Genomic DNA, 5666 nt, shown 5'->3' with positions numbered 1-5666 from the left:
GGACGGTGCCGGGCGATATCGGCCGCATGGGCCGCGATCCTGTAGGCGATCAATCCCTGCTTGACGTCCTCTTTGTTCGGCAGGCCCAGGTGCTCCTTGGGTGTCACGTAGCACAGCATCGAAGCGCCGTGCCAGCCGATCATGGCGGCGCCAATGGCGGACGTGATGTGGTCGTAGCCCGGGGCGATGTCGGTCACCAGGGGGCCGAGGGTGTAAAACGGCGCCTCATGGCACCACTCCACCTCCTTGTCCACTTGCTCCTTGATCTTGTCCATGGGCACGTGGCCCGGGCCCTCAATCATCACCTGCACGTCATGCTCCCAGGCCTTCCGGGTGAGCTCGCCCAGCGTCCTGAGTTCGGCGAACTGCGCTTCGTCGCTGGCGTCGGCCACCGAGCCCGGACGCAGGCCGTCGCCCAGTGAGAACGACACGTCGTACTTGGCGAAGATCCGGCAGATGTCGTCGAAACGTTCGTAAAGAAAGTTCTGCTTGTGATGGTGCGCCATCCACTGCGCCAGAATGGCGCCGCCGCGGCTCACGATTCCAGTGATGCGGCCGGCCACCAGCGGCAGGTGCTGGATCAGCACACCGGCGTGGATGGTCATGTAGTCCACGCCTTGCGCCGCCTGCTCTTCGATGACTTCCAGCATCACCTCGGCCGAGAGGTCTTCGATGCGCTTCACGCGCGAGACTGCTTCATAGATCGGCACGGTCCCGATGGGCACCGGCGAATGCCGCAGGATGGCTTCGCGGATCTGGTGGATGTCGCCGCCGGTGGAAAGGTCCATCACCGTGTCGGCGCCGAAGTGCACCGCGGTGTGCAGCTTACGGAGTTCTTCCTCGATGTTCGAACTGACGGCGGAGTTGCCGATGTTGGCGTTGATCTTGCACTTCGAGGCCACGCCGATGCCCATCGGCTCCAGTTCTGGATGGTTGATGTTCGCCGGGATGATCATGCGGCCGCGGGCCACTTCGTCGCGGATGAGTTCGGGCGCGAGGTTCTCGCGCCTCGCTACATACTCCATCTCGTCCGTGATCACGCCCCGGCGCGCGAAGTGCATCTGGCTGACGTTCGTATCGCCGGTGCGCGCGGCCTGCTCGCGCCGCTTCGCGATCCACTCCGCGCGCGGCTGGCGGACGCTCTCAGCCGTGGCAACACTTCCGTTCTTGTCGTTGGCGTTCATGAGGGAGGGTCTTGCTCTCCAAACGCTTTATTATAGCGCTGCGTTCCCCCCTAGGTTGGAGGGCTACCCTAGCATCTCCTCGGTCCTTTCATCCAGGAGAGCGAAGAGGCTCTCTGTCATCGTTTCCACGGCTTCAGGCTTGCCTTGCCGATACTCGCGGAAGGGTTGCCAGTAGCGATAGATGCGGCGCGGGCGGAACGGCCGGAACACTACCGCCAGGGGATTGAACTCTCGGTACCCTGCGAAATAGTGAAATGCGTTCACAGCCAGCGAGGTGAACCTGGGCCAACGCTTGCGCTCGGACCAGTTTAAGACCACGGCCTGGTCTCCGAGTCTCGGCAATACCTTGGCATCGAAATAATCCCGCCATATCGGACTGTCCGAGTACACCAACAGCACGCGCTTGCCACGCGGGCACCACCAGGCCCAGATCGCGAGATAAAGCACAGCGCCCACAACGACCTGCAAGATCAACCAAACGAGGACCCACGGTATCAGCACCGGGAGCAAGACAATCACGAGCAGAGCGATGCCTATTCGTTCGGGAAGGCTGCGGGTTTCACCGTGTCTCATCGGTTAGCGGTCGCAGTTTGGTCTGTTACGACGGGAGTTCCTCGGTTGACCCTCCGCTCGCGGAGGGCGTAAAGTCTTGGTAAGTATGCTGCAATCTTCCGCATCCAGCCGCTACGTCCGCTTCGGCGCCGCTATCTCCATCATCGTGCTCTCGCTCGGTTACCTCGCTTATACCGGCGTGCAGGAGTCGAAGAGCTACTACGTGACCATCGACGAGCTCAAGCAGATGGACGACAGCCGCTACACCAAGCGCTTGCGTGTGGCCGGCAACGTTCAGCCGGGCTCCATCAAGCGTCAGGGTACGCGCGTGGAGTTTGTGCTGCTGGAAGAAAATCACACCCTGCCGGTAGTCTACAAAGGCACCGAAGCGCCGCCGGATACGTTCAAAGATGACTCGCAGGCGCTGGTCGAAGGCCACCTCGACCGGGAAGGCGTCTTCCGCGCCAACCACCTGCAGGCCAAGTGCGCCTCCAAGTACGCTCCCGCTCCGGGCCAGCCGGGCGCGCCGCAAGCCCAGCCGACGACACCCGCGCCAGCCGGTTCGTAGACCTCCCTAATTACTGTCACCTGTTAAACTCCCTAGCTCGAATGGTGGACCATTCCAACCCGTCTGCCGCCATCGCGCTGCACGGTGTCTCCAAGATTTTCGGCCGCTTTGCGGCGCTGCGCGACGTCAATACGGAGTTCGCCGCGGGTCGCGCGTACGCCGTGTTCGGAGACAACGGGGCCGGGAAGTCCACGCTGCTGCGCGTGGTCGCCGGGCTAGCGCGCCCCACACGCGGCGCGGTCGAATTGCTGGGATCGCGCGACCTGCGCGAAGTTACCGGCCGACTGGGCTACATGGCGCACTCCTCGCTGCTCTATGACGAGATGAGCGCCATGGAGAATCTCCGCTACGCAGCTTCGCTTTATGGGATCGAGGATGCCCAGCGCCCGGCGCAGTGGATTGCGGCGGTCGGGCTCGACCCAGCCCTCGAGCGGCACGTCGGCGCCTACTCCCAGGGGATGCGGCAGCGCCTGGCGTTGGCCCGTGCCCTGGTGCACGATCCCGAGATCCTCCTGCTCGATGAGCCTTTCTCCAACGTGGACGCCTCCTCGGCGCAGGCCATGAGCACGCTGCTCGCCCAGATGCGCGACCGTGGCAAGACTATCGTCGTCGTGACGCACCAGGCGGCGCATATGGCCGAGGTCGCCGATGAATCCATTTTCCTGGCGGCCGGACAGATTGCCGAGCGGCGTCGCGGCGTCGAAGCGGCGCAGCGGCAAGGAGCGCGGGCATGAGCGAACTGTTCCGCGTCACTCGTGCCACGCTGGCCAAGGACCTGCGCCTGGAATGGCGCTCCAAGGACGCCATCAACGCCATGCTGTTCTTCGCCCTGCTGGTGGTGGTGATCTTCAGCTTCTCTTTCGATCCCACCGCCGAAGAGGCGCGCCGCATCGCGGGAGGCCTCGCCTGGGTGGCGGTGCTCTTCAGCGCCATCGTGGCCCTGAACCAGACCTGGGTGCGTGAACTGCGCCACCAGGTGCTGGACGCCTACCGAGTCTCCCCGGCGCCCGCCAACGCGCTCTTCCTCGGCAAAGCCATGGGGAACTTTCTGTTCGTGGTCGCCATCGAGCTCCTGATGGCGCCGTTGTTCATCGTCTTTTACGACCTGCGCGCGCTCGGCGAAGCGCACCAGCTTTTCTACGTGTTCCTGTTGGGAACCTGGGCCTTGGTGGTGAACGGGACGTTCTTCGCCGCCATCTCGCTGCGCACCCGCAGCCGCGAGGTGATGCTGCCACTGCTGCTGTTGCCCATCTCGATCCCAGCGGTTCTGGCCATGGTGGCCGCCACCACGGCCATTCTCACCGGCGAGGATTCGCCCCGCCTCGCCATCCTGTTCCTCGCCGTCTACGATGTGGTATTCACCACCGTCTCGCTGTTACTCTTTGAGAGCGTTTTGCACGCCGAATGAAGCCCACACGCATCCTGTTCGTCGCCGCCACCGTCCTGCTGCTGGCCTACGGCTACTACCAGGCCATGTTCGCCGCGCCTACCGAGCGGACCATGGGCGACATCCAGCGCATCTTCTACTATCACGTGCCCTCGGCCTGGGTGGCGTTCTTGTGCTTCATCGGGAACTTCGTAGCGTCCATCTGGTATCTGTTCCGGCGCAGCGCGAAGACGGACGCCTTCGCCGCCGCCTCCGCCGAAGTCGGCGTGGTGTTCTGCACCATCGTGTTGATTACCGGGCCGCTGTGGGCGAAACCCGTTTGGGGCATCTGGTGGACCTGGGATGCCCGCCTCACTTCGACTCTTGTCCTGTGGCTGATTTACGTCAGCTACCTGATTCTGCGCAGATTTTCGGCCGGCGACCAGAAACCGGTGCTGGCAGCCGCGCTGGCTGTCTTCGGCTTCGTGGACGTGGTGTTCGTCTACATGTCCATCCGCTGGTTCCGCACCCAGCATCCGCAGCCGGTGGTAGGCGGCGGCGAGGGTTCGGGTATCGACCCCACCATGCTGCACGCGCTCCTGGCAAACTTCGTCGCCTTCCTGGCGCTGGCTGGGCTGCTGCTGGCGCTGCGCTACCGCCTGGAGCGCATCCGCCAGGACCTGGACGAAGCCCACGCGCTCAAGGCTCTGGCCGCGCCCAAGGAGGCTCGCTCGCGATGAGAAACCTGTACCTCGCGTATGTCGTTACGTGGCTGATCCACGGCCTCTACCTGATCGTGCTGGCGCGTGGCTTCGCTCGCGTTCGTCGCGATTTCGAAGACCTGAAGAAGGACTGACCCGCAACACGCCTCAATTCACGGCAGGAGGGCAATGATCCGGGCTGGCCCGCCTGTGCCCCCTTTGATCTTCATAGGCAGCGCGATGAGCGTAGCGCCGGTGGCCGGCAGCTTCTCCAGATCCGCAACGTTCTCCAACCCATAGATATTGGCGGCAGCCAGGACGCGGTGCGTGGAGAAATCGCGCGAGGGTCCGTAGTCCATGCTGGCGGTGTCGATGCCCACGCCGTCCACATGCCGCAGGACCAGCAGTTCCGCCGCTTCGCGCGAGATGCCGGGGAAGTGCAGGTCTGTAGTCCGGCCCAGTGCGTCGTCGCCCAGGTACTTCTTTTTCTCCGGCCAGAACTTTCCCCAACCGGTCCGCACCAGCACAATCGAGCCCGCACGAATCGTACCGTGCTGCCTTTCCCAGGCTGCGATATCTTCCACGCGCAGGCGATAGTCGACGTCTTTGGCACAGGCCTCGGAGATATCGATGACCACCGCCGGTCCGACCAGTTGCGCCACGGGAAGCTGGTCCACGGTGGCCTTGCCTTCGCCAAAATGGACGGGACTATCCAGATGCGTGCCGCCGTGTTCGCTGGCGGCATAGTGCCCGGCGGCGTACCAGTAGCCGCCCGCCGCCATGCCCCACGATTCTTTCTTCCACTCGAAGGGCTGCGCGTTGGGCCAATAGATGGTGCTGGAATCGAAGTCGTGCGTCAGGTCCGCCAACTTGCGCTCGTCGATCACACCCTGAACAGGATCGCTCTTCGGCTGAGGCGCGCCTTGCCCGGCGGCGTACCCCAGTAGGCAAACCACGGCGAACAGGACCGCTAGCAAGTTCCGGCGCATGAGATCCCTCCTTCGGTCGGAAGGATACGGAGAAAGCCCCGGTGTCACAAGGGCTTCACAGGAGACGAGAAACACGAAGTAGGGTTTGCTGCGACCCGTCGCCCGCAACCTTCAGTGTTCCGACTGTTCTCCTACCAACACCGGTTCAGGTTCCGGCGCGGTTGCTGCCGGTGCGGCGGCGGGTACCGCGGTTTCGGTGGGAACCAGTTGGACGCTGCGCTCCAACCTGGGCTTGGGCCGCAGTCGTCTTTGCACCAGCATGCTGCCCGGCGTGGCGACGCCTGACAGACGATACATCAGGAAATA

Annotated in this window: 8 protein-coding genes; 4 read left to right on the top strand and 4 right to left on the bottom strand. The window is 63.6% G+C overall.

The features are described 5' to 3' along the window. On the bottom strand, positions 1 to 1184 hold a 1184-nt coding region (gene thiC / locus VLE48_13585), incomplete at its 3' end, for a phosphomethylpyrimidine synthase (protein ID HSA94041.1). A 63-nt stretch (positions 1185 to 1247) separates the two neighbouring features. Then, positions 1248 to 1640: a hypothetical protein gene (locus VLE48_13580; GenBank protein HSA94040.1), complete on the bottom strand. Its 393-nt coding sequence runs from the start codon at positions 1638 to 1640 to the stop codon at positions 1248 to 1250. A gap of 202 nt (positions 1641 to 1842) precedes the next feature. Between VLE48_13580 and VLE48_13575 the strand changes: the two genes are divergently transcribed. The 4 genes from VLE48_13575 to ccsA are packed head-to-tail and all read left to right on the top strand — an operon-like array spanning position 1843 to position 4410. Next, positions 1843 to 2304, top strand: a complete 462-nt coding sequence (locus VLE48_13575) for a cytochrome c maturation protein CcmE (GenBank protein HSA94039.1) — start codon at positions 1843 to 1845, stop codon at positions 2302 to 2304. 41 nt (positions 2305 to 2345) lie between these two features. Then, entirely contained in the window at positions 2346 to 3038 is a 693-nt protein-coding gene (locus tag VLE48_13570; protein ID HSA94038.1) for an ABC transporter ATP-binding protein, read from the top strand. Further along, on the top strand, positions 3035 to 3712 hold the full coding sequence (locus VLE48_13565) for a heme exporter protein CcmB (GenBank protein ID HSA94037.1): 678 nt from the start codon (positions 3035 to 3037) through the stop codon (positions 3710 to 3712). The genes VLE48_13570 and VLE48_13565 overlap by 4 nt, the downstream gene beginning before the upstream one ends. Continuing rightward, a complete protein-coding gene (gene ccsA / locus VLE48_13560) occupies positions 3709 to 4410 on the top strand; it encodes a cytochrome c biogenesis protein CcsA (protein HSA94036.1) in 702 nt (233 codons plus the stop codon). The genes VLE48_13565 and ccsA overlap by 4 nt, the downstream gene beginning before the upstream one ends. Positions 4411 to 4544: 134 nt before the next feature. Here ccsA and VLE48_13555 read toward each other — a convergent pair whose 3' ends face one another. Together VLE48_13555 and VLE48_13550 are read right to left on the bottom strand one after the other, a co-directional pair. Next, complete coding sequence (locus tag VLE48_13555) at positions 4545 to 5360, bottom strand: cyclase family protein (protein HSA94035.1); 816 nt, start codon at positions 5358 to 5360, stop codon at positions 4545 to 4547. Positions 5361 to 5471: 111 nt separating this feature from the next. Further along, positions 5472 to 5666: hypothetical protein (locus VLE48_13550; GenBank protein HSA94034.1), on the bottom strand; the 195-nt coding region annotated here is incomplete at its 5' end.

Source organism: Terriglobales bacterium (assembly GCA_035454605.1).
In the GTDB taxonomy this organism is placed as follows: Bacteria; Acidobacteriota; Terriglobia; order Terriglobales; family Acidobacteriaceae; genus DATMAB01.
This window is presented reverse-complemented; position numbering and strand designations above follow the sequence as displayed.